Raw genomic sequence first — 24,280 nt, 5'->3', positions numbered from 1 at the left:
TTAACTATTGCCCTTTAATACATAGCCCATGCCAATTACAGTGTGTATTAGTTTTAAATCATGGCCCTTGTCAATTTTATTTCTGAGGTAGTTCACGTAAACGTCAACAACATTGGTTCCTAGATTAAAGTTAACGTCCCATACGTTCTCCAGTATATCAACACGATTTAGCACTCTTTTTTTGTTTTTCAGCAAATATTCCAGCAGTCGAAATTCTGTTGAAGTCAGGTGTATTTCCTTTCCGTTCCTTTTTACTTCTTTCGTGTCAATATCCATTTCCAAATCTTCAAGAACCAATTTCTGAACATTGTCATAGGTCGTACTTTTTGTTCTAGTATGAGCTCGAATTCTGGCCAATAACTCTTTAAACTTAAAGGGCTTTAAGAGGTAATCATTCGCTCCTGAATCCAATCCTAACACAATATTTTCAGTAGACCCTAAAGCCGTAAGCATAATTATTGGAAGATTGCTATATCCTAGTTCCCTGATTTTTTTTGCAACTTCCCTTCCATCCATTTTTGGAAGAATTACATCTAGGACTACTAAATCGATGTCCTTCTGTTTTAATAAATCCAAGCCATTAAGCCCGTCATAGGCAACAAATACCTTGTAACCCGATTCTTGCAATCCTTGGCTAATGAATGCAGCCACATTGGGCTCATCTTCTATAACTAAAATTTGTTTTCCGATGATAATTTGGTCTTTAAGCTCTCTACAAAGATATATTTTTAGTGCAATGGGCTTTCGTTATCAGGTTAGAATTACATTAAAATTTGAAGTAATAAACAAAAGTAAAAGCATGATAAGCTGTTACACAAAAGCTTGGTCAATTTTAAAGCAGACAACCTGGATAAATTCCTCCAAATTGTGATCCCAAATAGTGCAAATAGGCTTTAACAGCGTAATGTAAGACTAGTAACTTTAGCATTCGGTCACTAAAATGATCATAAAAAAGGATGCATTCTTGTTCTCAAAACTCCAAACAGACGATGCGTGGTCTCGTTTAAAAATATGAATGGTACCGACAAAGCGAGCAATGAAGTTATTGAAGCACAAATACCATTTTTTCAAAATCGTACACTGGTCAAATCCCGAGATTCCGAAAGATAATTACCCAAATCGCAAAGTTGAAAATATTGCTTTGTACCCAAATTAAAAAAGCTTCCAATTTCTTGGAAGCTTTTTAAAATTCAGTGGAGAATACCGGATTCGAACCGGTGACCTCTTGCCTGCCAGGCAAGCGCTCTAGCCAACTGAGCTAATCCCCCAAAGGAGCGCAAAGGAAATACTTTTTTCCGAAAGTATCAAAAATTGCGCTGCTTCCTTAATCTTTTTTAACGCTCAGCACTAATACTGGTATCTTTACAAAGAACTCCGATTTAGGTATCGTGTTCTTTTCCCATAATTTTTTAAAGAATCCCCGCTTTCTTCTGAACACGCACAACATATCTGGCTGCTCTTTCTGAAAATGCTCGGTTACCCCCAAATATGTAGTGCCGTTTTCGGTAATAGTCAAATGAGAGCTAAGATCCATCAAAGCAGTGTTCACTTGTAAATCATCCTCTGTATAACCAGGTCTTTTCACCAATAATAGGCTTACATCAGACCTAAATTTATTCTTGATCATAATCAAAGGAGTTAGGATACTACTTCTCTTTAAGATACCGGAACCAAAAGCTGTCAATATTTTTTTTGTCGGCTTAAATGCAGTGCCTTTAGGTACTATCAACATCGGTATCTCTGTCTGTTTTATGATCCTACCAGAGGTGTTGCCCAAGTATAGTTCTTCTTTCATATCATTACTTCTAGGGGCAATAATGATCAAGTCGATTCCAAATTCTTTATTGATGCTCTTTAAACCATCTATAATATCTCCATTATAAGTGGCCATTTTTATCTTAACACCTTTAGTGTCAACCTGATTTATAACTTCCTTTAAGTGCTCCTTGCTGGTCTTTGCGACTTTTTCCTCAACATTGGCCAAGCTCCCTACGGCAGTTGTTACAGAAAATACATCCATTACATAAATCATCGCTCCAAATTCTGAAGCAAAGTCTACTGCGTATTGTAAAGTTTGAGAAGCATTTGGAGAGGTTCCAATGGGTACTAATATGTTGTTCATGGTTTGGTGATTATGATTAAACCTTAAATTTACAATTTAATTAAAACGAATCAATGATAAGACCCGCAAAGATATCTGAAATCCCCTATATCTTGAGCATAACCCAAGCATGTGCAATAAAAATGCAGGAGAATGGCATTTTTCAATGGAATGAGCACTACCCTTCCAAGGAAGCTTTTTGCAATGATATTGATCGTAAAGAGCTTTTTGTGATTACCGAAAACAATGCCATTGTGGGCTCCATTGTAATATCCACACTTGTGGATGAAGAATACAAACCCGTAAAATGGTTGACACCCAATGGCAACAGCACCTATATCCACCGACTTTCCGTTCATCCCAACCAACAAGGTAAAGGATTTGCCCAGCAAATGATGGATTATGCCGAAGCCTATACCAAAGACAACGGATTTATTTCCGTTCGTTTGGACACTTTTTCCCAAAATAAACGAAACCAACGGTTTTATGAACAACGTGGTTACCAAAAGCTTGGGAATATCTACTTTCCCAAACAAAGCGAACATCCTTTTTATTGTTATGAATTAGTGCTGTAACTTGCTGCCGATTTGAGCACACAAGTAAACTTTAATAGCATCAACAAACTGGCCATTCCTGCAACTATTTCGGGAATCGCTGAACCTATCCTTTCTATAACAGATACCGCCATAGTAGGCAATATCCCCGTAGATGGATTGGAATCTTTGGCAGCAGCGGGAATCGTAGGCTCATTTTTGTCCATGCTTATCTGGGTGCTCGGACAAACACGTAGCTCCATTTCCGCCATCATCTCACAATATTTGGGCGCAGGAAGGTTGGAAGAGGTTAAAAACTTGCCAGCACAAGCTATATTCTTCAATATTCTTTTAAGCATTGTTGTATTGCTAACTACCATATTTGCAATCGAAGAGATCTTTTCACTTTTCAATGCATCAGGAAAAATCTTGGAGTATTGTGTTTCCTACTATTCCATTCGCGTTTGGGGATTTCCCTTAACGCTTTTTACTTTTGCCGTTTTCGGTATATTCCGTGGACTGCAAAACACCTTTTACCCAATGGTCATTGCCATGCTTGGGGCAGGTCTCAATATAATTTTGGATTTTGCTTTGGTTTATGGGATTGATGGATTTGTTCCAGCACTATATTTGGAAGGCGCGGCGTGGGCAAGTTTGATTTCGCAAGCCATTATGGCCATTTTAGCACTGATATTATTGGTGAAAAAGACAGATATCAGCATGAAATTGACTTTTCCGTTGAACAAAGAGATCAAACGGTTGATTTTCATGACCCTCAATCTTTTTGTAAGGACCTTGGCACTTAATGTCGCCTTAATGCTTGCCGTTCGCGAAGCAACCACATTGGGTGATCGTTTTATAGGAGCACATACCATCGCTGTAAACCTATGGTTGTTTGCCGCTTTTTTTATTGATGGTTATGCAGCGGCGGGCAATAGCATGGGCGGAAAACTGTTGGGTGCTGCCGATTACGATGGGTTATGGAAATTGGCCAAAACAATCTTTAAATATGGAATGATCGTGAGTTTTGCCTTAATGTGTGTCGGTTTTATTTTATATCGGCCAATTGGTCATCTTTTTTCAAATGAAGAAATTGTTCTAAGCACCTTCTACAGCATATTTTATATAGTAATCCTAGGATTGCCAATGAATACTCTCGCCTTTATTTTTGATGGTATATTTAAAGGAATGGGTGAGATGAAATACTTAAGAAATGTACTCTTGGCAGCCACCTTTTTAGGGTTTGTTCCCTGTCTTTATTTGGGCATGTATTTAGGTCTTGGTTTCTATGCCATTTGGATTGCCTTTGTGGTCTGGATGATGATTCGTGGGTTAGCCCTAGTCTGGAAATTTAGAAGAAAGATAAGACCCTTGGTGCAAAACCCGTAATTTAGTGCTCAAAGAAATCTGATAATTCATTTTAATGACAACAGATAGAACCAACGGAAGTTTATATACAAAAATTGAAAATAAGGTAGCAACCATAGAATTTGGTCATCCTGCAAGTAATTCCTTTGTTTCTGAGCTTTTGGCTCGATTGGCAAAGGAGTTTGATAAACTTATAGAAAACAAAGAGGTTGCCATTATCGTTTTAAAATCTGAAGGAGAAAGGGCCTTTTGTGCCGGTGCCTCTTTTGATGAATTGGTGGCCATTTCCAATCCGGAAGAAGGTAAACAGTTTTTCAGTGGATTCGCCAATGTCATCAATGCCATGCGAAAATGTCCCAAACCCATTATAGGTCGGGTTCAAGGTAAAACAGTAGGTGGTGGGGTTGGATTGGCCTCAGCTTGTGACTATGTGCATGCTACTGTAGATGCAGCAATAAAACTTTCAGAAATTTCTATAGGAATTGGTCCGTTTGTAATTGCGCCTGCCGTCGAACGCAAAATGGGAAAAGCAGCCTTGGCCGAGTTATCTCTATATCCTACAGAGTGGAAAAATGCTTACTGGGCCAAAGAACAAGGTCTGTATGCCAAGGTATACGATTCCATCTCCGAAATGGATAAAGAGTTGGACATTCACATTCAAAAATTAGCGACTTATAATCCTGAAGCCTTGGCCGAAATGAAAAAAGTACTTTGGGAAGGAACCGAGCATTGGGACGACCTATTGTTAGAGCGTGCCGTTGCTTCTGGAAAATTAGCACTATCGCCAAATACTAAAAATGCGTTGGAAAAGTTTAAAAAATAAATAAAACCATGACTGATTTATTATTCCCCATATTAGCCCTTTTTGTTGTAGTAGTCTATGTAGTTAACAGAATACGTAGCAACAGACGATTTAAAAAGTAAATGGACAACATCTCACTTCCTAAAGGCAAAAAAGTCTATTTCGCCAGCGATAACCATCTTGGTGCACCTACACGAATGGATAGTTTGCCCCGCGAGAAAAAATTCGTGGCTTGGTTGGACTCCATTAAGGATGATGCAGGCGCCATTTTTCTAATGGGTGACCTTTTTGATTTTTGGTTCGAGTACAAGACCGTTGTGCCCAAAGGGTTTACACGTACCTTGGGGAAATTGGCCGAACTCTCCGATATGGGAATCCAAATCACCTATTTTGTGGGCAATCATGACCTCTGGATGAACGGTTATTTTGAAGAAGAACTTAATATCCCCGTTTATCACAAACCTCAGCAGTTTCTCATCAACGACACCTCTTTTTTTATTGCTCACGGTGATGGGTTGGGTCCCCACGACAAAGGTTTCAAGCGGATGAAAAAGGTGTTTACCAATCCTCTTGCTAAATGGTGCTTTAAATGGTTACATCCCGATTTGGGAGTGCGTTTGGGTCAACATCTATCCGTAAACAACAAAATAATTTCTGGAGAGGCTGATGCCAAATTCTTGGGAGAGGACAAAGAATGGCTCATTTTATACGCCAAACGAAAATTGGAAGAGCAGCATTACGACCACTTTATTTTTGGACACCGCCATCTACCCATGGAAATCAAACTCAACGAAAATTCAACCTACACTAATCTCGGGGATTGGATTTCTTATTTTACCTATGCCGTTTTTGATGGAAAAAAATTGACTTTGGAAAAGCTCGAGGGCTAATTCTCCTTTTCATGCAAATCAATATCATCTTGAAGGTCCAATTTTCTAAAGCTAGGTGAAACAATGGCTGTTGTGCCGGCAGTCAACAAAGTCATACATCCTCCGAACACTACCGCTGTTACTGTTCCTAAAAGTTTGGCCGCCACACCACTTTCAAAAGCACCCAACTCATTGGAGGACCCTACGAACATAGAGTTTACCGAGGCCACCCTACCACGCATATTGTCGGGTGTTTTTAATTGTAAAATGGTTTGTCGTATAATCATGGAAACCCCATCCACGGCTCCACTCAGAAATAAGGCGATTACCGATAACCAAAATAATTCCGACAGTCCGAAAACGATGATGCATACCCCAAAGGCAAACACAGCCATCAATAATTTTTTACCTGCCTTTTTATGCAATGGAAACCGCGTGGACCCCAACATGGTTATGGATGCTCCAACCGCTGGTGCCGCCCTTAAAATTCCAAACCCTTCGGAACCTACATGCAAAATGTCTTGTGCATAAATTGGCAAGAGTGCTATGGCACCACCAAAAAGCACGGCGACCATGTCCAAGGTCAAAGCACCAAAAACTGCCTTGTTTCCAAAAACGAACTTTAACCCATCACGCAGGCTTTGAAAAACAGGCTCTCCGATTTTGGGATTTAAAATGGGCTTTTTAGGGATTTGGAAAAGAAAAATCAATGCCATCAAAGAGAAACCAAAAATAACGCACATACTCCAATGTACCCCGATCCAGCTAATGGAAAAACCAGCCAAAGCAGGGCCCAAAACCGATGCCAATTGCCATGTGGAACTGCTCCACGTTGCCGCATTGGGATATATTTTTTTTGGTACAATCAGTGCAATCAACGAAAATATTGTTGGTCCCAAAAATGACCGCACAAAACCTCCTAAAAACACTAATGCATAAATGGAATAAAGGAGTTTTTTGGGTGCCCACGAATCTTCAAGGCCGGGCCAGCTCAATACAAAAAGTCCGAAACTTATAACGGAAAATCCTGCAATACAAATAACCAATAGGTTACGCTTTTCTCTTTGATCTACAATGTGCCCTGCAAAAAGAGCCATGCTTACGGCTGGGATTACTTCCATCAACCCAATAATTCCAAGTGAAAGAGGGTCTTTGGTCAAAGAATACACTTGCCATTCAATCACTATAAATTGCATGGACCATGCGAACACCATGGCAAAGCGTACCAATAAAAATATATTGAATTCCTTATAGCGGAGTGCAGCATAGGGGTCCATAAGCTACTAGCGAATATCACTTAGTTTGAGTTGAAGGCTCACCGTTCCCTTCCATTCATTTTCATCCAGCGAAAATACAGCATCAAATGGTTTTATGCCCTTAACCACATCCAATTTATTACCTAAATTAAATCCAATGGCCCCTATTGGATTGGAGCCCTGTTGGTACAAGCTGCATTTTAAATGTTTTTCTTCTTCGCCAACACCGCGAGCATATCCGGTATCTTTTAATCCTTCGGCCATAAAAACAGGGGCCATATTCCCGGGGCCAAAAGGCGCAAATTGCTTCAATATCCGCATCAATCTTGGTGTGATTTTATCCATAGAAATTTTAGCATCTACCGAAATTTCAGGTTGCAACAATTTTGGGTCGATGGTTTCTGAAACTACTTTTTCAAACTGTTTTTTAAATTTTTCGTATTGCTCCTCCAACAAGGTAAGGCCCGCAGCATACTTGTGTCCACCAAATTGTTCCAAACAATCGGAACAACATTCTAAAGCATTATACACATCAAATCCTTTGACCGATCGCGCAGAAGCCGCCAATTTATCCCCGCTTTTGGTAAACACCAAGGTGGGCCTGTAATAGGTCTCCGTTAAGCGGGACGCTACTATGCCAATAACTCCTTTGTGCCAGTTCTCGTTATAGACCACAGAGGTGAAATTCTTTTCCTCTCGATTTTCTTGAATTTGAACCAATGCTTCTTTTGTGATTTCCTGATCCAAACTTCTTCTTTCGATATTGAAGTCTTCAATTTCGGAGGCATATCGTTTTGCTGTGGTAAAATCATTTTCCATTAAAAGTGCAACGGCATGTTGACCATGCTTCATACGGCCGGCGGCATTGATTCTGGGGGCTATAATAAAAACCACATCCGTTATGGTCAGCTCGGTTTTTTTGGTTTGATCAATGAGTGCTTTTATCCCTGTTCGTGGGTTTTCGTTGATTACCATAAGTCCATGGTAGGCAAGGACACGGTTTTCATCTGTAATGGGAACAATGTCCGCAGCTATGGCAGTTGCCACCAAATCCATATAAAGAATTAGATCATCGATGGTTTTTCCTTGTTTAGACCCTAAAGCCTGAATCAGTTTAAAGCCAACACCACACCCGCACAGTTCCTTGTATGGATATTCACAATCTTTTTGTTTAGGGTCCAAAATGGCCACAGCATCCGGCAAAATATCGCCTGGTCGGTGATGATCGCAAACAATAAAGTCTATTCCTTTTTCCTTTGCATATTTTATCTGTTCAACGGCCTTTATGCCACAATCCAATGCAATAATCAGACTAATATCGTTGTCAGCGGCAAAGTCAATTCCTTTCAACGAGATTCCATATCCTTCTAAATAACGGTCCGGAATATACGTGGCCACGTTACTGTATGTTTCTAATAAATAAGAAGACATCAAAGCCACTGAGGTAGTTCCATCCACATCATAATCCCCATACACCAGTATGTTTTCATCATTGGCAATTGCTTGTTCTATTCGCTCTACAGCAAGACCCATATCCTTCATTAAAAAAGGATTGTGCAGATGATTAAGTTCGGGGCGAAAAAATGACTTTGCTTCTTCATAATTGGTTATCCCCCTTTGGATTAATAACTGAGCCACTAAATCATCTACTCCCAATTCTTTGGATAGATGGTCAATGTTTTCCTTAGTGGGTCTGGGTTTTATAGTCCAGCGCATTGTATTTGTTTAGTTTGTATTTGGGACGGTGTCTTCAAATCTTTTCATCAAGGAAAATGTTATGAAAATATGGGCAAGATAGTAGGTCGGTGTAATGAGAAAGTCAAACATGTGATAATCTACAAATTCTTTGAAGGCTATAATAGTGTCGGAAAAAATGATGAGAACTATACCGAACACATAGCTCCATTTTTCTTTGGGGTTTCGTTCCATGCCCATAGCTGCGCCTAATGAAAAGCAGGAAATGAGTAAATACACCAATGAAGCTACCATTAAAGAAACATCCGTAAAGGTTGGATAAAGCACCAAAAAGAAAAATACAAGATAGGTGACCAATAAAACTCCTGTGAACTTTACTTTAATCCTGCCATTGAACAGCGCATATAGCAAATACCCCACATGAGCCAAAAAAAACAAGGCTATTCCCTTTACAAACATTTGGCTATCCCCATTCATGTGGGATAAAAACCAATCCCCGATAATGGAAAATAGAAAAGCCAAAAATATCGTCCATATGTCCCGGGCTTTTTCCTTTATCCTCAAATTCAGAATCAGGATTATCAGCATCCCCATCCCGGCCGTGCCGGATTTAAAAATAAAATTTGCAGTGGTCACACCCAAGATTGCAAGGACGACCGATACGGCCAACAATACGTATAACCCATTCTTTTTTAGCCACATTGTGTTTGATCTTTTAATGTTGATGGTAGGAATATAGCTTTTTTAAAAAAAATCTATCTCCTCAAAAAGGGACTAGGGGTTATGGTCCTCGATAAATTATTGTTTGTGATGATATAAAATCTGTATGTCCAATTTGGCAAATTTTCTGAACATTTCCATTACACCGCAATATTTTTCCACAGAAAGATCCACGGCTTTTTTTAGTTTTTCTTCGTTTAGGTTGACCCCTATAAAATGATATTCTATGGTTACCGAATCATAATATTTAGGATGTTCATCGGTGAGGTGGGCAATGGTCTCGATTTTAAAATCTTCCACATCCAATTTCATTTTTTTAATGAGTGATGCTACGTCCAGTCCCGAACATCCTGCCAAACCGGATAGCATTAAAGCTTTTGGACGCAATCCAGCTCCTGAACCTCCATCTTCCGGTCCTGCATCTATTCTTACCGTTTGTCCTGATGGATTATTGCTTTCAAAAGCCATTTCACCCAACCATTTAGTTGTCACATGATTTGTCATGAAGTATAATTTTTGTTTCTTGTAGAATATCAAAAATACAATTTAAAATCTCATCCATGGCCCTAGTAAACCCCCTTTCTCCCGATCATGATTTAGAAACCAAAGAACTGGCAGCATTCTTTAACGAAACACTTGGATTTTGCCCCAATTCGGTACTTACCATGCAGCATAGGCCCGCAATTTCCAAAGCATTCATCAACCTGAACAAAGCAGTTATGGCCAATGAAGGCAAAGTAACCTCTGCCTTAAAACGGATGATTGCCTGGGTAAGCAGCAATGCGACAGGTTGCCGATATTGCCAAGCCCATGCCATACGTGCTGCGGAGCGTTATGGGGCTAAACAAGAACAACTGGACAATATTTGGGAATATAGGACACATGCTGCTTTTACCGAAGCTGAAAGAGCGGCATTGGATTTTGCTTTGGCAGCATCGCAAGTTCCCAATACGGTCAATGGCAACATTAAAAAGCGTTTGCACCAACATTGGAACGACGGGGAAATTGTTGAGATGATGGGAGTGATTTCACTTTTTGGCTACCTCAACCGTTGGAACGATTCCATGGGAACTACTATTGAGGATGGAGCAGTGGAAAGTGCAGAACAATATTTAGGTGAAGTAGGTTGGGAAAAAGGGAAACATGATGGAAGCAAATATTAAGACCTAGTTTATTTCTTGACCTGTATCAATATTTATATCTTACAATAGCTTAAAATTTGCCATAACCAAAAACACATCCATTATGGCAAAGCTGATTCTATCTCCAGAAAACCAAATTCAAAGATTAAATATTATCCTCAACAAAGTAGCCTCACTTCAAGAATTGGACAAAAAGCTCTTGACCTGTTCCGCTGATTCAAAATCATGGAGCATAATTGAAGTTATAGCCCACTTAAATATAGCTTATGGTCCTTATCACATTAAATATGATGAGGAATTTCCCAAGATGCCAGACCTTAAAAAAGAGCGCAAAACTTTTCAAGCTAAAACTTGGCAAAAAATGATAATTGAAATGCAGCGTCCTAAAGGAACCAAAAGAAAATGGAAAATGAAAACCTTGAAACGTTTTGAGCCTTTATTGGACAATGAAAACCTTGAAAAGAAAAAAATAGATCAGATTTTCCAGCAGTTTTTTGAATTGCATGGTCACCTTAAGGAAGCCATATTAAAAAGTAGAACCAAGGATATTTCAAAAATCAGGATCAATTCAGGAATCGGGCCCATTGTTAAGTTCTATCTGCCCGAAAGTTTTGAGTTTTTATTGTGCCATTTAGAAAGACACATGGTTCAGATTGATGAGGTCTTAAAAAAGTCAGACTTTAGTTTAATACCAAGAACGATCACATTCACAATTTCATAGTGCCTATTTTTATGGAAATCTAGTTATTCTAAAAAATGGACAATGAAGAATTTTACCATTTAAAAACTTTTTTTTTTAACTTGGATTTGACTAAAGAGGAAGAGGAACACTTTTACTCCCTTTGGACGATAAAAACATTTAATCAATACGATTTAATTACAGAAGCTGGTAGTACTGAACGCTTTTTTTATGTAGTTTTGGAAGGCGTTCAGGCCCTTTATGTGCTTAATGAAAAAGGAGAAAAAGTAATATTGGGATTTTCCTATTCTGGTAGTCCTTCTGGTGTGTTTGATTCGTTTATTCAACAAAAACCTTCGCAAACATTTATAGAGGCACTAAAACCCTCAAAACTATTTTCTATATCTCGAAGTGACTATGATACACTATTCGATGATTTTCCCAACTTTTATAAATGGGGAAATGAATTCTTTCAACAAGTGTTGTTTGGTAGACTGGAACGGGAAGTAGAACTTTTAACCTTGACGGCCGACCAACGGTATAAATCATTTATGCAAAGGTGTCCTGATGAATTAAAGGTAATTCCACAAAAATATTTGGCCTCCTACCTGAATATGAAACCAGAAACTTTTAGCCGGTTAAGGAAGTCCATTCTGTACTGATTAGGATTTCTTTCCACCTACCACAATCACAAATTCTCCTTTTGGGGCCTTATTGTTGAAATGTTCCAATACTTCCGCGACCGTTCCCCGAACAGTTTCCTCATATAATTTTGTCAATTCCCTGGAAACGGAAACAGGTCTGTCTTCCCCAAAATATTCGGCAAAATGGGTCAATGTTTTAATTAGCTTATGGGGCGACTCATAAAAAACCATGGTTCTGGTTTCTTCGGCAAGTTCTAATAATCTGGTTTGACGTCCTTTTTTAATAGGTAAAAAGCCTTCAAAAATAAATCGGTCGTTGGGCAAACCGCTATTCACCAAAGCTGGCACAAAAGCAGTGGCACCGGGCAAACATTCCACTTCAATATCATTTTCAATACAGGCTCGGGTCAATAAAAATCCGGGGTCGGAAATAGCTGGAGTACCTGCATCGGAAATTAGTGCATATATGACGCCATTCTTTATTTTTTGCACTAAAGAATCCACTTGTCTGTGCTCATTGTGCATGTGATGGCTTTGCAATGGGGTGTTGATTTCAAAATGCTTTAAAAGCTTCCCGCTGGTTCGGGTATCTTCTGCCAAAACCACATCAACCTCCTTCAATACCTTAATGGCACGAAGTGTAATATCCTCAAGATTTCCTATTGGTGTTGGAACCAGGTATAGCTTTCCCATTGCCCAAAGTTAAGGTCTTACAATTAAAAAGTTAGGATTGAAAAAACAGATTTATGCGAATCTTCTTTGGATCAAGCTAATAAAACGGGTTTCGTATTCGTCCTTACCATCCCAATTGTTATACTCTGGCTTCACCATATTGTTGATGAAAGCAATAGAACGTTCTTCCGTGTCAATAGTGTTGAGTTGGGAAAGCACACGGGTATAATCTTCCATATTGTTGTTAAAAAGGTGCTTAACAAAGGCAAGCTTATCGTTGAGTCCAACCTGTAAGTCCTTACCGAGTTTATCGTTTAAGGATTTTAAGTTATGTGATTGCTCCTTTGTTTGCGATTGCACAGGTGTCACGTTTTCCTTATCGTTCTTCATTAAGTCCGGTTTGGCAACAAATTCTGCAAAAACCTGCTCCAAGTCAGCATTGGATGGCATTTCGGAAACCATATCCTTAATGGTATCCATGCCTGGGGTAATAATGTCTTCTTGGTGTGGGTTACTTTCAGGCACGGAAGTATTGCCGCTTAAAACAGCATTGGCCATTTTCTCGAACCTTGAAGCAATCACGTTTTGAGAAACATCTACCTCAACATCACTAAGCTTTTCGTCTATAAATTTTAGCACGGCCAACTTTTCATAAATCTCCTTGGACTTATCATAAAGTGTCGCTAAATCGGTATCTTCCCTCGCAGTAATAATTTCTGTGGACAACTTAATCAATTCTTCCCTCAATTTCCGTATCATAGCTTTTCTTCTTTTCTATAAAAATATAATCATTTTATAAATACCCTAACAAACAAAAGGTTAAAATTCAATTGAAAACATGGGTGCAATTTTTTAGTAGCTTTGTGATTGTCCCATTATAACGGGAAAACAAACAATTTCTTTCAAAAATACGGTATGTTTCTCGAAAACACAGTCAATCATAAAGAACAGTTCGGGTGGATAGAGGTTATCTGCGGATCCATGTTTTCCGGAAAGACCGAAGAGCTAATTCGAAGGCTAAAACGCGCTCAATTTGCCAAGCAGAAAGTGGAAATTTTTAAACCCATTGTGGATACACGTTATCATGAAGAAATGGTAGTTTCCCACGATTCCAATGAAATTAGGTCCACTCCTGTGCCCGCTGCAGCCAATATCCGCCTATTGGCGGACGACTGTGATGTTGTAGGAATCGACGAGGCCCAATTTTTTGATGATGAAATTATATCTGTTTGTAACGATTTAGCCAACCGGGGAGTCCGTGTGGTAATCGCTGGCCTGGATATGGATTTTAAGGGAAATCCCTTTGGCCCCATGCCCGCTTTGATGGCCACTGCCGAGTATGTGACCAAAGTACATGCGGTTTGTACGCGTACCGGTAATTTGGCAAATTATAGTTTTAGAAAATCGCTTAACGATAATTTGGTGCTTTTAGGAGAAATCGAAGAATATGAACCGTTGAGCAGAGCCGCATTTTACAAGGCAATGTTGCGAGAAAAAATAAAAGAAATGGACGTGGACTCGGAAGAAGTAAACACCAAAAAAGAGAAATCCAATGAGTAAGGTCGGAGAAACTACCTTGGTTTTAGACCTTTCTGCCTTGGAACACAATTACCACTACTTGCAGTCTAAAATAAAGCCAACCACCAAATTTTTGGGAGTGGTAAAAGCCTTTGCATATGGTAGCGATACCATTGCAATTGCCCAAAAGCTGGAACAGTTAGGAGTCGATTATTTGGCCGTGGCTTACGTAAATGAAGGTGTCCTGCTCAGAGATGCAGGTATAAAAACACCTATTTTAGTATTGCACCCATTGGTTGCCAATTTTGAAGAAATGATAGAGCAATGTTTGGAACCAAGCATCTATTCCAAAAATATTCTGAACCAATTTCTTGAGGTTGCTCAGGAAAAGGAACAATCCCAATATCCACTCCACATCAAATTCAATACTGGATTGAACCGCTTGGGTTTTTCCGAAAGTGACATTGATTTTATTACTCAAAAATGCAAGAGCAATGGAAATGTCAAAATTGTTTCTGCTTTTTCACATTTGGCCGCCTCGGAAGATTTAAATGAACGTGATTTCAGTTTAAACCAAATCAATTCTTTCAAAATATTAAGTGATTCACTGAGCAAAAAGTTGGGATATGCGCCCATGCGGCATATGTTGAATACATCTGGAATTATCAACTATCCAGAGGCCCAATTTGAAATGGTGCGCAGTGGAATCGGATTATATGGTTATGGAAACCAAGCTGAAATCGATGAACAATTAAAACCAGTTGCAACGCTAAAAACCATCATTTCACAAATTCATGAAATTGGGGCAAACCAATCTGTTGGATACAATCGGGCATTTAAATCAACCAACATCATAAGAAGCGCTACCTTGCCTATAGGTCATGCAGATGGTATAGGCCGGCAATATGGTAAGGGAAAAGGTTCAGTAATTATCAATGGGAAAAAAGCTCCTATTATTGGCAACGTCTGTATGGATATGATTATGGTGGATGTAACGGAAATCAAATGTCAAGCGGGCGATGAAGTCATTGTTTTTGGGCCAGCAAACTCTGCTGATAAATTTGCCTCAACGGCCAACACGATCTCCTACGAAATCCTTACTGCGATTTCACAACGGGTAAAAAGACAAGTGATAAACAAGTGATTTTTTCGTTTAGATAAGGAATCAAGCAACTTTTTTGCTTAATTTGTCTCTCATTAACCAATACTTGACTATTACATGGGATTTTTAAAAGAGTTTAAAGAGTTTGCCATGAAAGGAAACTTGGTGGATATCGCCGTAGGTTTCGTCATGGGTGCCGCTTTCAAAGAAGTGGTTTCTTCATTCACTGGAGGTATTGTTTCTCCTTTGATTGGATTGTTGTTCGACTCAGATTTCAACGATTTGAAATATGTGGTTACAGAGGGAACACCTAATGATGCTGGAGAAATTGTAGGGGAAATTGCCGTATTGTACGGAGCATTCCTTACCAATGTAATCGACTTCATTATTGTGGCATTTGTAATGTTCCTAGTTGTAAAGGGCGTCAACAAGACGAAGAAAAAAGAAGAGCCTGCTCCAGAAGTTCCAAAGGGACCATCCCAAGAAGAGTTGTTGGCAGAGATTCGCGATTTGTTGAAGAAATAAAAATCGTTGGTGCTGAATTTATTTCAGCACTCCGCTACATCACAATAACCTTTAAAAACCATCAATGTGTTTCGCTGACATGTTGATGGTTGTTTTATTTATAACATTTTGTTATTTTTTATTGATTGGTCACAAAAAAGCTTGTTTAAATCGCTTACTGGACTACCTTTGCGACAAGAAATTAAATTTAAGATGAAAGTAGCAGTTGTTGGCGCCACCGGAATGGTAGGCGAAGTCATGTTGAAAGTGTTGGAAGAGCGTAACTTCCCTATAACAGAATTGTTGTTGGTTGCCTCGGAGCGTTCCGTGGGTAAAAAACTTACCTATAAAAATCAAGAACATACCGTAATTGGATTGGGGGATGCGGTTGCCGCCCAACCGGATATTGCCATTTTTTCTGCAGGTGGTGACACCTCTTTGGAATGGGCGCCCAAATTTGCCGAAGTGGGCACCACGGTAATCGATAACTCATCCGCTTGGCGTATGGACCCGACCAAAAAATTGATCGTTCCAGAAATCAATGCGAGTGAATTGACCGCGGACGACAAAATCATAGCAAACCCAAACTGCTCCACCATTCAAATGGTGTTGGCATTGGATTCCTTGCACAAAAAGTATCAAATGAAACGTGTGGTGGTTTCTACCTATCAATCCGTTTCTGGAACTGGGGTAAAAGCAGTAGAGCAAATGGAAAACGAAGCTGCCGGCATCGAAGGGGAAATGGCATATCCTTATCCCATCAACCGGAATGCTTTGCCACATTGCGATGTATTTTTGGAAAACGGCTATACCAAAGAAGAAATGAAATTGGCCCGCGAACCACAAAAAATATTCGACGACCGTACGTTTTCGGTTACGGCAACTGCCGTTCGTATTCCAACTGCGGGAGGACATTCAGAATCCGTAAATGTGGAGTTCCACAACGATTTTGATTTGACCGAAGTTCGAAAACTACTTCGTGAAACCCCAGGAATCGTGCTTCAAGACAACCCTGAGACCAACACTTACCCCATGCCCATTTTTGCAAATGGTAAGGACGATGTTTTTGTGGGCAGGCTCCGTAGAGACGAAACCCAGCCCAACACCTTGAACATGTGGATTGTGGCGGATAACCTAAGAAAAGGGGCGGCTACCAATGCGGTACAGATTGCGGAGTATTTGGTAGAAAACAATCTGGTTTCCAACACCTCGGAAGCTCTTTCTTAATTTTCGTTAAAGCATACTAAGCAGCTACTAAATATATGTTTTTGTGGTATTTTTATCGGAATCAATCCGAGAAAACATGAAAAACATAAGTCTGTTGGCTACTTTGGTTTTATTTGCCGCCTGCCAAGAAGAACCACAAAAAAGAGAACCTATAACCGTGAACTACCCCACTACCAAAAAAGTTGATACCGTAGATAATTATTTTGGAACCGATGTACCAGACCCTTTTCGCTGGTTGGAAGATGACCGCAGCGAGGAAACCGAGGCTTGGGTAAAAGAACAAAATGCCGCAACCTTTGGGTATCTGGATAAAATTCCTTTTCGAGAAGACCTAAAAAATCGATTGGAAAAACTCTGGAACTACGAAAAAGTAGGCTCCCCTTTTAAAGAAGGCAACTACACCTATTATTATAAAAACAACGGATTACAAAACCAATATGTGGTTTACCGTAAAAAGAGTGATGGTGAAGAAGAAGTCTTTTTAGACCCCAACACCTTTTCCGAGGATGGCACCACTTCCTTGATGGGCCTCAGCTTTACTAAAGACGGTTCCAAGGCCGCTTATCTTATTTCCGAAGGAGGAAGTGATTGGAGAAAGGCCATTGTTATTGACGCTGAGTCCATGGAAATTGTAGAGGATACTTTAGTAGATATCAAATTCAGCGGAGTTTCTTGGAAAGGAAACGATGGTTTCTTTTATTCCAGCTACGACAAACCTGAAGGAAGCGAACTTTCCGCCAAGACCGATCAGCACAAATTGTATTACCACAAATTGGGCACACCCCAGTCTGAAGATAAAATCATCTTTGGGGGTACGCCAGAAGAAAAGCACCGATATGTAGGTGGCTCCGTTTCCGAAGATCAAAACTATTTGTTCATCTCCGCATCCATTTCCACATCTGGAAACAAATTGTTTATGATGGACCTTACCCAAGATAATCCAGAGTTGGTCACTATTTTGGATGATACCCATTCTGACACCTATGTTATAGATAACGAAGGTTCTAAACTTTATTTGGTTACTGACCGCGATGCACCAAACAAAAAAATTGTTGTTGTAGATGCCTCCAACCCAACACCGGACCATTGGGAAGATTTAATCCCTGAGACCGAAAATGTATTGACTGCGGGAACTGGCGGAGGTTATTTCTTTACCGAATACATGGTGGATGCCATTTCCAAAGTATTGCAATATGATTATGAAGGAAATTTAGTTCGCGAAGTAGAATTGCCCGGCGTAGGAAGTGCGGGAGGTTTTGGTGGTAAAAAAGAGGACAAGGAATTTTATTTTTCTTTTACCAATTACAATACACCCAGCTCTTTGTACAAATACGATGTGGAAACTGGGGAATACGAGCAATACTGGAAACCTCAAATTGATTTTAATCCAAATGATTACGAATCCAAGCAAGTTTTCTACAATTCCAAGGACGGAACCAAAGTCCCTATGATCATCACCTACAAAAAAGGTGTGGAACTAAACGGCAAAAATCCGACCATCCTTTATGGATATGGAGGTTTCAATATCAGTTTAACGCCTTCGTTCAGTATCGTGAATGCTGTTTGGATGGAACAAGGCGGCGTGTATGCCGTCCCAAACTTGAGAGGTGGTGGAGAATATGGCAAAGAATGGCACATCGCCGGCACCAAGCTTCAAAAGCAGAACGTTTTTGATGACTTTATCGCCGCTGCCGAATATTTGATCGACAATAAATACACCTCAAAAGAATATTTGGCCATTCGTGGAGGTTCCAACGGTGGTTTATTGGTAGGTGCAACAATGACCCAGCGACCCGACCTGATGCAAGTAGCCTTGCCAGCTGTTGGGGTAATGGACATGCTACGTTACCACACCTTTACGGCCGGGGCAGGATGGGCCTACGATTATGGAACCTCTGAGGACAACGAAGAAATGTTCAAATACATTCAAGGCTACTCCCCAGTGCACAATGTAAAAGCAGGAACAGCATACCCGGCCACATTGGTAACTACCGGAGACCACGATGATCGTGTGGTACCGGCTCACAGTTTTAAGTTTGCCGCAGAATTACAGGAAAAACAAGCTGGAGATCAGCCTACCCTCATCCGAATTGAGACCAATGCAGGCCACGGAGCTGGCACACCCGTAAGCAAAACCATTGAGCAATACGCAGATATTTTTGGGTTTACTTTTTATAATATGGGGTACGATGAATTGCCCAACCAAGCAGTGCTCAAAGAATTTAAAGATTAAAACTTATTTTTAAACTGTTCAAAAAGTATATGAAAACGTCATTCTAAACTTGTTTCAGAATCTCATGAGAAAGGATAATAATGTTTTATGAGAACCTGAAACAAGTTCAGGTTGACGACATCCTTTATGAAAAGTTTTTTATTCGAGCATATGCTAAAAGTCCAAATAGATTCCTTTGGTTATCGTGACCAAACCATTTTAAAGGATGTTTCTTGTGAAGTCGCTCCAGGGGAACATGTAGCCTTAATGGGTGAAAGTGGTTCGGGAAAAAGTACCTTGCTGAAAATCATCTACGGCCTGCTCCATGTAGAAAAAGGCTCTATTTTTTGGGGTGATGTAGAAGCTCTTGGTCCTAACTTTAATCTAGTTCCGGGAGAATCGTACATGAAATATTTGGCGCAGGATTTTGACCTGATGCCTTTCATTACCGTAGAAGAGAACATTGGGCAGTTTCTTTCCGTTTTCGAGCGCGAAACCCATGAGGACCGTATTAACGATCTGTTGGAATTGATCGAGATGAAACCTTACTCAACAACTAAGGTAAAATACCTCAGCGGAGGACAACAACAACGCGTGGCGCTCGCCCGGGTATTGGCCCAAGAACCTGAAATTTTACTCTTGGACGAACCCTTTGGCCATATCGACAACTTTAAGCGTAATTCCCTGCGAAGAAATCTTTTTTTGTACCTCAAAAAAAAGGGTGTCACCGTACTTACCGCAAGTCACGACCCAAGCGATGTCTTGCCTTTTGCAGAGCGCACATTAATTTTGGAGAACGGCAAAATAATAGCCGATCAGAATACCCAAGACCTGTACAAAAATCCAATCAATTACTACACCGCCTCTTTGTTCGGTCAGGTGAACCGAGTTCCCATGAAACTTTTAAAATCCTATTCTGAAATTGAAAGAACAGTACTTGTATATCCCTATGAGTTCAAGTTTTCTGATTCTTCTGGGCTAAAGGTTGAAGTGATCAACTCCTTTTTTAAAGGAAGTCATTACCTTAATGAAGGCAAAGCAGAAGACGGAACCATCATATTTTTCAACACGGAAAAAAAACAGGGAAAAGAAACAACCATTTTTCTTAATGTATCTTTGGAAACCATCAATAGAAGGCTCCAGATTGGACAAAAAACAAATACATAAAGAGTTACAGTTTAAAGCCATGAGGAGTAGTGGTGCCGGTGGACAACATGTGAACAAAGTCTCGTCCAAAGTAGAACTTTCTTTCAACGTTCCCGATTCGGATGGACTTTCAGACAGGGAAAAACAGCGGATTTTATTAAAACTACAATCGCGACTGACCAACGATGGTGTTTTTATACTTCAATGTGATGAGGCCCGAAGTCAGCACAGGAACAAGGATTTGGTGATGAAACGGTTTTTCGACCTTCTAAAAAAAGCACTTATCGTTCCCAAAAAGCGAAAACCAACAAAACCGACGAAATCTTCAAAAGAAAAACGATTAAAGTCGAAAAAGAAAATCAGCGAAAAAAAAGATTTCAGAAAAAGGCCTGGTTTAGGAGAACATTAGTATTACGCTTTTTTATGCAATACACTAAATAACCTTTAAAATACAGGTTTTATAACAATTCTCAACAACTTCATTTAATTTCTTCATTACAAATGCTTAAATTTCAGTCAAATTAAACTAATTCAAAAACATGATTTGTAAAACTTCAAACTTCAAAACAGTATTGCTTTCCGCAGTAATGGTTTTGACTCTCGCTACAGTTTCCGTAGCACAAAATGTTCCCTCTCCCGAGGATGTCTATGGTTTTAAAGTTGGTGCCGATTATAAATTGGCCGATTATTCACAAATTGAAGACTACCTGTCCCAAGTGGACGCTGCTTCCAACAGGGTGAAAAAAATTGAAATTGGTGAAACCGTACTTGGTCGTAAAATGTACCTTATGTTTATTTCTTCGGAAGAAAACTTGGCACAGCTAGACAAGTGGAAAGACATCAGTACCAAATTGGCCCGTGTTCAGGTAAACGACGAAGAAGCCATTAAACTATCCGAAGAAGGAAAAGCCATTGTCTGGATTGATGGTGGTATGCACTCCACGGAGTTGGCCCATGGTCAAATGACGTCAGAATTGGCATATACTTTGGCCACTTCTGAAACTGAAGAAATAAAAAAGATTAGAGAAAATGTGATTACCCTTTTAATGCCCGTAATGAACCCAGATGGTCTGGACATTGTTGTGGATTGGTATCGTAAAAACTTAGGCACGCCCTTTGAAACTTCTCGCCCTCCAATTCTTTACCATTATTATATGGGTCACGATAACAATAGGGACTGGTTTATGAACAACATGCCAGAAACCTATCATGTTACAAAGATATTATACAATGAGTGGTACCCACAAATTGTATACAACCACCATCAATCCTCCCCCTCCTGGACTAAAATCTCACTTCCTCCATACGCCGATCCAGTAAACCCAAGGATTCATCCAGCAATTACTGCAGGGGTTAGTGAAGTAGGTTCCGCCATGACCAAACGCTTCTCTTTGGAAAATATGCCCGGAGCCATTGCGGACAACTTTTACACTATGTTCTGGAACGGTGGTGGACGTACGGTTCCATACTACCATAACATGATCGGTATTTTGACCGAAACCGGACACACCTCCCCAACTCCTAGGTTCTACGATCCTGAGAAAATGCCCAAAACCGTTGCGGGTGGTACCCCAACAGATGGGACTGATATAATGTACCCAGACCCTTGGAAAGGCGGCGAATCTCATTTTAGAGATGCTGTAGATTATATGTTGACAGCTACTTGGGCCACATTGGACCTTGCTGCCGACCGCAAGAGCAATTACCTACACAATATTTACAAAATGGGTAAATCTGCCGTTGAAAAAGGAAAAACAGAAGGCTTGTTTGCTTATGTTATTGGTAAAGAGCAATGGGATTCCTTTGAGGCCGTAAACTTGGTGAATGTTCTGATCAGAGGTGGAATAGAGGTTGAAAAAGCAACTAGGGATTTTACAGTAAATGGTAAAGAATATGAAGAAGGTTCTTATGTTATTTACACATCACAAGCCTTTAGACCATACTTGTTGGACCTAATGGAAAAACAGGATTATCCAACTCGCTTCCAATATCCCGGCGGACCTCCGGACACGCCTTACGATTTGGCCGGATGGACGTTGCCAATGCAAATGGGAATTGAAGTGGATAAAATAGCTGAGCCCTTTAACGCTTCGACAGAAAAAGTTTCTGGTCTTGCAAAATACTACGAAGGAGACGTAAATAGAAATGGTTCATTTGGATATGCCCTTAGTGTTAACACCAATGCATCTGTAGTGGCTACCAATAAAGTTTTGAAAGCTGGAGGTACCGCATACAAAAGTATGACTGAATTCAAGGCGGGCAAAGAAACATTCCCAGCTGGGTCCTACATTGTTACTGGCGATAAAGAAATGATGGAATCGCTGGCCAGTGAATATGGTATTGTGTTTACAGGTTTGAATGCAAAACCAGAAGTACAACTGAAAAAAATCCATTTGCCAAAAGTTGGTCTGTACAAATCATGGGTAGCCAATATGGATGAAGGATGGACTCGGTTTATAATGGACGAGTATGAATTTGACATGGACACCCTCCACGATACAGATATTAAAACCAAGGACTTGTCCCAGTATGATGCGATTATTATTCCATCCCAAAGACCAAAATCCATTTTGCACGGTCATAGCAAGTTGAGTATGCCAGAAAAGTTTACTGGAGGAATCGGTTTAAAAGGATCAGTAGCATTGAGCGACTACGTGGAACAAGGAGGTACTTTAATTGCTTTTGACGAAGCAAGTGATTTTGTAATTGAACAATTTGGCCTACCCTTACGCGATGCAGTAGAAGGTGCCGATAGTAACGACTTCTTTATTCCAGGATCATTGATCAAGGCAGGAGTGGACACATCGAACCCACTAGCTTTTGGAATGAAGGATACGGTTGCCGTATCGTTCAATAAAAGTAGAGCGTTCATTATTGATAAACAACGAAAATCCGGAGAAGGAGGAAAAGAGGATATAAAAGATGCTCCCGCGCCCGAAGTGGAAGTAATTGTAAACTACGCTGCCAAGAATTTACTAATGAGTGGCTGGGCCATGGGTGAAGACAAGTTCATTGCTAAAAAACCGGCCATGGTAAAAGCCAAATACGGAAAAGGTTCGGCTGTTTTGTTTGCATTCCGACCACAGTTTAGGGCACAACCCCGTGGCACTTACAAATTGATTTTTAACGCTATTTACGAAGGTGCTTCGGAATAGTCATTATTATATTAGTGTATAAAGGAAAGCCGTATCAAATTGATGCGGCTTTTTTTTGCACCGCATTCAAAAAACAAATAGACATGGAAACCTGAAACAAGTTCGGTTGACAAAAATGAATTTACTCTCTCATCTAAACAAAATCGCCACCGCACCAATCGCTGTCACAATCAAAATAAAGCGTTTGTAATTTTTCTCGTTGATTTTCTTTACCAAAAAAACGCCCACAACCAACCCCACCAAGATAGCTGGAAGCAATCTTAAGTTGATCATTAGGCTTTCCACTGAGATTGTTTTCCAAACAAAAACATGAAATGGCAGCTTAAACAGGTTGGTAATAAAGAACAACCATGCCGCGGTACCCACAAACTCATTTTTGGGCAATCGCATCGCCAAAAAGAAAACGTTGGCGAAAGCTCCTGCCAGATTTCCTATCATGGTACAAATACCTGCACATATCCCAATAGACCCAGAAAACAGCCAATGCGTTGGGACTTTTTTGGACTTTCTGCGGTCCCACCAAATCAACATACCCAAACTAATGAAAATAACCACCACCATCCCCCATTTAAACTCACGTTCGGGGAGATCTTTTCCAATCAAGACCCCTACCAAAATCCCCAGAATCATCCAAGGAATAAACTTAATAATGTATTTCCACTGCGTGTGACGGTTGTAATAGACCACGGCAAATATATCCCCAAAAATGAGCAAAGGAATAAAAAGTCCCGTAGAAGCTTTGGAGCCAAAAGCCAAGGCCATCAGGGTTACATTAAAGATGGACATTCCTTTTAAACCTGCCTTGGAAACCCCCATTAAAAAGGCCGCAGTAACAGCCATTGTCCATGCAGTAACAGAAACATCGGTGTATGAGGAGAAAAACATGAGGCGGTTTTAACGATGCACAAAAGTAACCCAAAAAAGCTATCTTTAGC

General features: G+C 40.1%; 24 protein-coding genes and 1 tRNA gene. 15 read left to right on the top strand and 10 right to left on the bottom strand.

All coding sequences use genetic code 11. From position 1 onward, the window contains the following. The 3 genes from MWU56_RS11640 to MWU56_RS11630 form a co-directional block, all read right to left on the bottom strand. Positions 1–690 carry a response regulator transcription factor gene (locus MWU56_RS11640; protein ID WP_317236554.1) on the bottom strand — a complete coding sequence of 230 codons (690 nt, stop codon included), beginning with the start codon at positions 688–690 and terminating at the stop codon, positions 1–3. 504 nt (positions 691–1,194) lie between these two features. Then, positions 1,195–1,268, bottom strand: a tRNA-Ala gene (locus MWU56_RS11635). A 56-nt stretch (positions 1,269–1,324) separates the two neighbouring features. After that, on the bottom strand, positions 1,325–2,122 hold the full coding sequence (locus MWU56_RS11630; RefSeq protein ID WP_247044653.1) for a universal stress protein: 798 nt from the start codon (positions 2,120–2,122) through the stop codon (positions 1,325–1,327). Positions 2,123–2,175: 53 nt separating this feature from the next. On the opposite strand from MWU56_RS11630, the gene MWU56_RS11625 reads away from it, so the two are divergent. From MWU56_RS11625 to MWU56_RS11610, 4 genes are all read left to right on the top strand, one after another. Then, positions 2,176–2,676, top strand: coding sequence for a GNAT family N-acetyltransferase (locus MWU56_RS11625; protein WP_247044652.1), 501 nt, complete (start codon positions 2,176–2,178; stop codon positions 2,674–2,676). A gap of 12 nt (positions 2,677–2,688) precedes the next feature. Further along, positions 2,689–4,023 (top strand): MATE family efflux transporter, encoded by a 1,335-nt coding sequence (locus MWU56_RS11620; RefSeq protein ID WP_247044651.1) that lies wholly within the window; start codon positions 2,689–2,691, stop codon positions 4,021–4,023. Positions 4,024–4,057: 34 nt separating this feature from the next. Next, positions 4,058–4,825 (top strand): enoyl-CoA hydratase/isomerase family protein, encoded by a 768-nt coding sequence (locus tag MWU56_RS11615; protein WP_247044650.1) that lies wholly within the window; start codon positions 4,058–4,060, stop codon positions 4,823–4,825. A 101-nt stretch (positions 4,826–4,926) separates the two neighbouring features. Beyond that, positions 4,927–5,694, top strand: a complete 768-nt coding sequence (locus MWU56_RS11610; protein ID WP_247044649.1) for a UDP-2,3-diacylglucosamine diphosphatase — start codon at positions 4,927–4,929, stop codon at positions 5,692–5,694. On the opposite strand, the gene MWU56_RS11605 is transcribed toward MWU56_RS11610, so the two are convergent. The 4 genes from MWU56_RS11605 to MWU56_RS11590 all read right to left on the bottom strand — a co-directional run bounded on the left by MWU56_RS11605 (position 5,691) and on the right by MWU56_RS11590 (position 9,848). Next, a complete protein-coding gene (locus MWU56_RS11605) occupies positions 5,691–6,950 on the bottom strand; it encodes an MFS transporter (protein ID WP_247044648.1) in 1,260 nt (419 codons plus the stop codon). The two genes, MWU56_RS11610 and MWU56_RS11605, sit on opposite strands and share 4 nt — an antisense overlap. Before the next feature lie 6 nt (positions 6,951–6,956). Further along, the gene (gene recJ / locus MWU56_RS11600) at positions 6,957–8,645 is read right to left on the bottom strand and encodes a single-stranded-DNA-specific exonuclease RecJ (RefSeq protein WP_247044647.1); all 1,689 of its coding nucleotides are present in this window, start codon (positions 8,643–8,645) and stop codon (positions 6,957–6,959) included. A gap of 9 nt (positions 8,646–8,654) precedes the next feature. Next, the gene (locus tag MWU56_RS11595) at positions 8,655–9,326 is read right to left on the bottom strand and encodes a lysoplasmalogenase (protein ID WP_247044646.1); all 672 of its coding nucleotides are present in this window, start codon (positions 9,324–9,326) and stop codon (positions 8,655–8,657) included. Between the two features lie 96 nt (positions 9,327–9,422). Continuing rightward, positions 9,423–9,848 (bottom strand): OsmC family protein, encoded by a 426-nt coding sequence (locus MWU56_RS11590; RefSeq protein ID WP_247044645.1) that lies wholly within the window; start codon positions 9,846–9,848, stop codon positions 9,423–9,425. Between the two features lie 56 nt (positions 9,849–9,904). On the opposite strand from MWU56_RS11590, the gene MWU56_RS11585 reads away from it, so the two are divergent. From MWU56_RS11585 to MWU56_RS11575, 3 genes are all read left to right on the top strand, one after another. After that, on the top strand, positions 9,905–10,507 hold the full coding sequence (locus tag MWU56_RS11585; RefSeq protein ID WP_247044644.1) for a carboxymuconolactone decarboxylase family protein: 603 nt from the start codon (positions 9,905–9,907) through the stop codon (positions 10,505–10,507). 82 nt (positions 10,508–10,589) lie between these two features. After that, complete coding sequence (locus tag MWU56_RS11580) at positions 10,590–11,207, top strand: hypothetical protein (RefSeq protein ID WP_247044643.1); 618 nt, start codon at positions 10,590–10,592, stop codon at positions 11,205–11,207. A 35-nt stretch (positions 11,208–11,242) separates the two neighbouring features. After that, a complete protein-coding gene (locus tag MWU56_RS11575; RefSeq protein ID WP_247044642.1) occupies positions 11,243–11,827 on the top strand; it encodes a Crp/Fnr family transcriptional regulator in 585 nt (194 codons plus the stop codon). On the opposite strand, the gene rsmI is transcribed toward MWU56_RS11575, so the two are convergent. After that, on the bottom strand, positions 11,828–12,502 hold the full coding sequence (rsmI, locus tag MWU56_RS11570) for a 16S rRNA (cytidine(1402)-2'-O)-methyltransferase (RefSeq protein WP_247044641.1): 675 nt from the start codon (positions 12,500–12,502) through the stop codon (positions 11,828–11,830). A 51-nt stretch (positions 12,503–12,553) separates the two neighbouring features. Beyond that, a complete protein-coding gene (locus MWU56_RS11565) occupies positions 12,554–13,240 on the bottom strand; it encodes a hypothetical protein (RefSeq protein ID WP_247044640.1) in 687 nt (228 codons plus the stop codon). 156 nt (positions 13,241–13,396) lie between these two features. On the opposite strand from MWU56_RS11565, the gene MWU56_RS11560 reads away from it, so the two are divergent. From MWU56_RS11560 to MWU56_RS11525, 8 genes are all read left to right on the top strand, one after another. Further along, positions 13,397–14,041: a thymidine kinase gene (locus MWU56_RS11560; RefSeq protein WP_247044639.1), complete on the top strand. Its 645-nt coding sequence runs from the start codon at positions 13,397–13,399 to the stop codon at positions 14,039–14,041. Next, entirely contained in the window at positions 14,034–15,143 is a 1,110-nt protein-coding gene (gene alr / locus MWU56_RS11555) for an alanine racemase (RefSeq protein WP_247044638.1), read from the top strand. The genes MWU56_RS11560 and alr overlap by 8 nt, the downstream gene beginning before the upstream one ends. A gap of 75 nt (positions 15,144–15,218) precedes the next feature. Next, entirely contained in the window at positions 15,219–15,626 is a 408-nt protein-coding gene (gene mscL / locus MWU56_RS11550) for a large-conductance mechanosensitive channel protein MscL (protein ID WP_247044637.1), read from the top strand. A 192-nt stretch (positions 15,627–15,818) separates the two neighbouring features. Continuing rightward, the gene (locus MWU56_RS11545) at positions 15,819–16,832 is read left to right on the top strand and encodes an aspartate-semialdehyde dehydrogenase (RefSeq protein ID WP_247044636.1); all 1,014 of its coding nucleotides are present in this window, start codon (positions 15,819–15,821) and stop codon (positions 16,830–16,832) included. Positions 16,833–16,908: 76 nt separating this feature from the next. Then, complete coding sequence (locus tag MWU56_RS11540) at positions 16,909–19,065, top strand: prolyl oligopeptidase family serine peptidase (protein ID WP_247044635.1); 2,157 nt, start codon at positions 16,909–16,911, stop codon at positions 19,063–19,065. 126 nt (positions 19,066–19,191) lie between these two features. Continuing rightward, positions 19,192–20,211 (top strand): sulfate/molybdate ABC transporter ATP-binding protein, encoded by a 1,020-nt coding sequence (locus MWU56_RS11535; RefSeq protein ID WP_247044634.1) that lies wholly within the window; start codon positions 19,192–19,194, stop codon positions 20,209–20,211. Next, complete coding sequence (gene arfB, locus MWU56_RS11530) at positions 20,189–20,599, top strand: alternative ribosome rescue aminoacyl-tRNA hydrolase ArfB (RefSeq protein WP_247044633.1); 411 nt, start codon at positions 20,189–20,191, stop codon at positions 20,597–20,599. The genes MWU56_RS11535 and arfB overlap by 23 nt, the downstream gene beginning before the upstream one ends. A gap of 130 nt (positions 20,600–20,729) precedes the next feature. Beyond that, entirely contained in the window at positions 20,730–23,345 is a 2,616-nt protein-coding gene (locus MWU56_RS11525; RefSeq protein ID WP_247044632.1) for a M14 metallopeptidase family protein, read from the top strand. Positions 23,346–23,474: 129 nt separating this feature from the next. On the opposite strand, the gene MWU56_RS11520 is transcribed toward MWU56_RS11525, so the two are convergent. Continuing rightward, entirely contained in the window at positions 23,475–24,230 is a 756-nt protein-coding gene (locus MWU56_RS11520; RefSeq protein WP_247044631.1) for a sulfite exporter TauE/SafE family protein, read from the bottom strand. Between the last annotated feature and the right edge of the window lie 50 nt (positions 24,231–24,280).

Origin of the sequence: Allomuricauda sp. F6463D (genome assembly GCF_023015965.1) — a bacterium.
Taxonomy (GTDB): Bacteria; Bacteroidota; Bacteroidia; order Flavobacteriales; family Flavobacteriaceae; genus Flagellimonas.
This window is presented reverse-complemented; position numbering and strand designations above follow the sequence as displayed.

Coding starts and splice junctions, on each gene's coding strand:
- MWU56_RS11590 (WP_247044645.1), bottom strand. CDS start 9,848: ATGACAAATCATGTGACAACTAAATGGTTGGGTGAAATGGCTTTTGAA.
- MWU56_RS11595 (WP_247044646.1), bottom strand. CDS start 9,326: ATGTGGCTAAAAAAGAATGGGTTATACGTATTGTTGGCCGTATCGGTC.
- recJ (WP_247044647.1), bottom strand. CDS start 8,645: ATGCGCTGGACTATAAAACCCAGACCCACTAAGGAAAACATTGACCAT.
- MWU56_RS11625 (WP_247044652.1), top strand. CDS start 2,176: ATGATAAGACCCGCAAAGATATCTGAAATCCCCTATATCTTGAGCATA.
- MWU56_RS11615 (WP_247044650.1), top strand. CDS start 4,058: ATGACAACAGATAGAACCAACGGAAGTTTATATACAAAAATTGAAAAT.
- MWU56_RS11535 (WP_247044634.1), top strand. CDS start 19,192: ATGAAAAGTTTTTTATTCGAGCATATGCTAAAAGTCCAAATAGATTCC.
- mscL (WP_247044637.1), top strand. CDS start 15,219: ATGGGATTTTTAAAAGAGTTTAAAGAGTTTGCCATGAAAGGAAACTTG.
- rsmI (WP_247044641.1), bottom strand. CDS start 12,502: ATGGGAAAGCTATACCTGGTTCCAACACCAATAGGAAATCTTGAGGAT.
- MWU56_RS11580 (WP_247044643.1), top strand. CDS start 10,590: ATGGCAAAGCTGATTCTATCTCCAGAAAACCAAATTCAAAGATTAAAT.
- MWU56_RS11520 (WP_247044631.1), bottom strand. CDS start 24,230: ATGTTTTTCTCCTCATACACCGATGTTTCTGTTACTGCATGGACAATG.
- MWU56_RS11585 (WP_247044644.1), top strand. CDS start 9,905: ATGGCCCTAGTAAACCCCCTTTCTCCCGATCATGATTTAGAAACCAAA.
- MWU56_RS11575 (WP_247044642.1), top strand. CDS start 11,243: ATGGACAATGAAGAATTTTACCATTTAAAAACTTTTTTTTTTAACTTG.
- MWU56_RS11525 (WP_247044632.1), top strand. CDS start 20,730: ATGATTTGTAAAACTTCAAACTTCAAAACAGTATTGCTTTCCGCAGTA.
- MWU56_RS11605 (WP_247044648.1), bottom strand. CDS start 6,950: ATGGACCCCTATGCTGCACTCCGCTATAAGGAATTCAATATATTTTTA.
- MWU56_RS11540 (WP_247044635.1), top strand. CDS start 16,909: ATGAAAAACATAAGTCTGTTGGCTACTTTGGTTTTATTTGCCGCCTGC.
- MWU56_RS11630 (WP_247044653.1), bottom strand. CDS start 2,122: ATGAACAACATATTAGTACCCATTGGAACCTCTCCAAATGCTTCTCAA.
- MWU56_RS11560 (WP_247044639.1), top strand. CDS start 13,397: ATGTTTCTCGAAAACACAGTCAATCATAAAGAACAGTTCGGGTGGATA.
- MWU56_RS11545 (WP_247044636.1), top strand. CDS start 15,819: ATGAAAGTAGCAGTTGTTGGCGCCACCGGAATGGTAGGCGAAGTCATG.
- alr (WP_247044638.1), top strand. CDS start 14,034: ATGAGTAAGGTCGGAGAAACTACCTTGGTTTTAGACCTTTCTGCCTTG.
- MWU56_RS11565 (WP_247044640.1), bottom strand. CDS start 13,240: ATGATACGGAAATTGAGGGAAGAATTGATTAAGTTGTCCACAGAAATT.
- MWU56_RS11610 (WP_247044649.1), top strand. CDS start 4,927: ATGGACAACATCTCACTTCCTAAAGGCAAAAAAGTCTATTTCGCCAGC.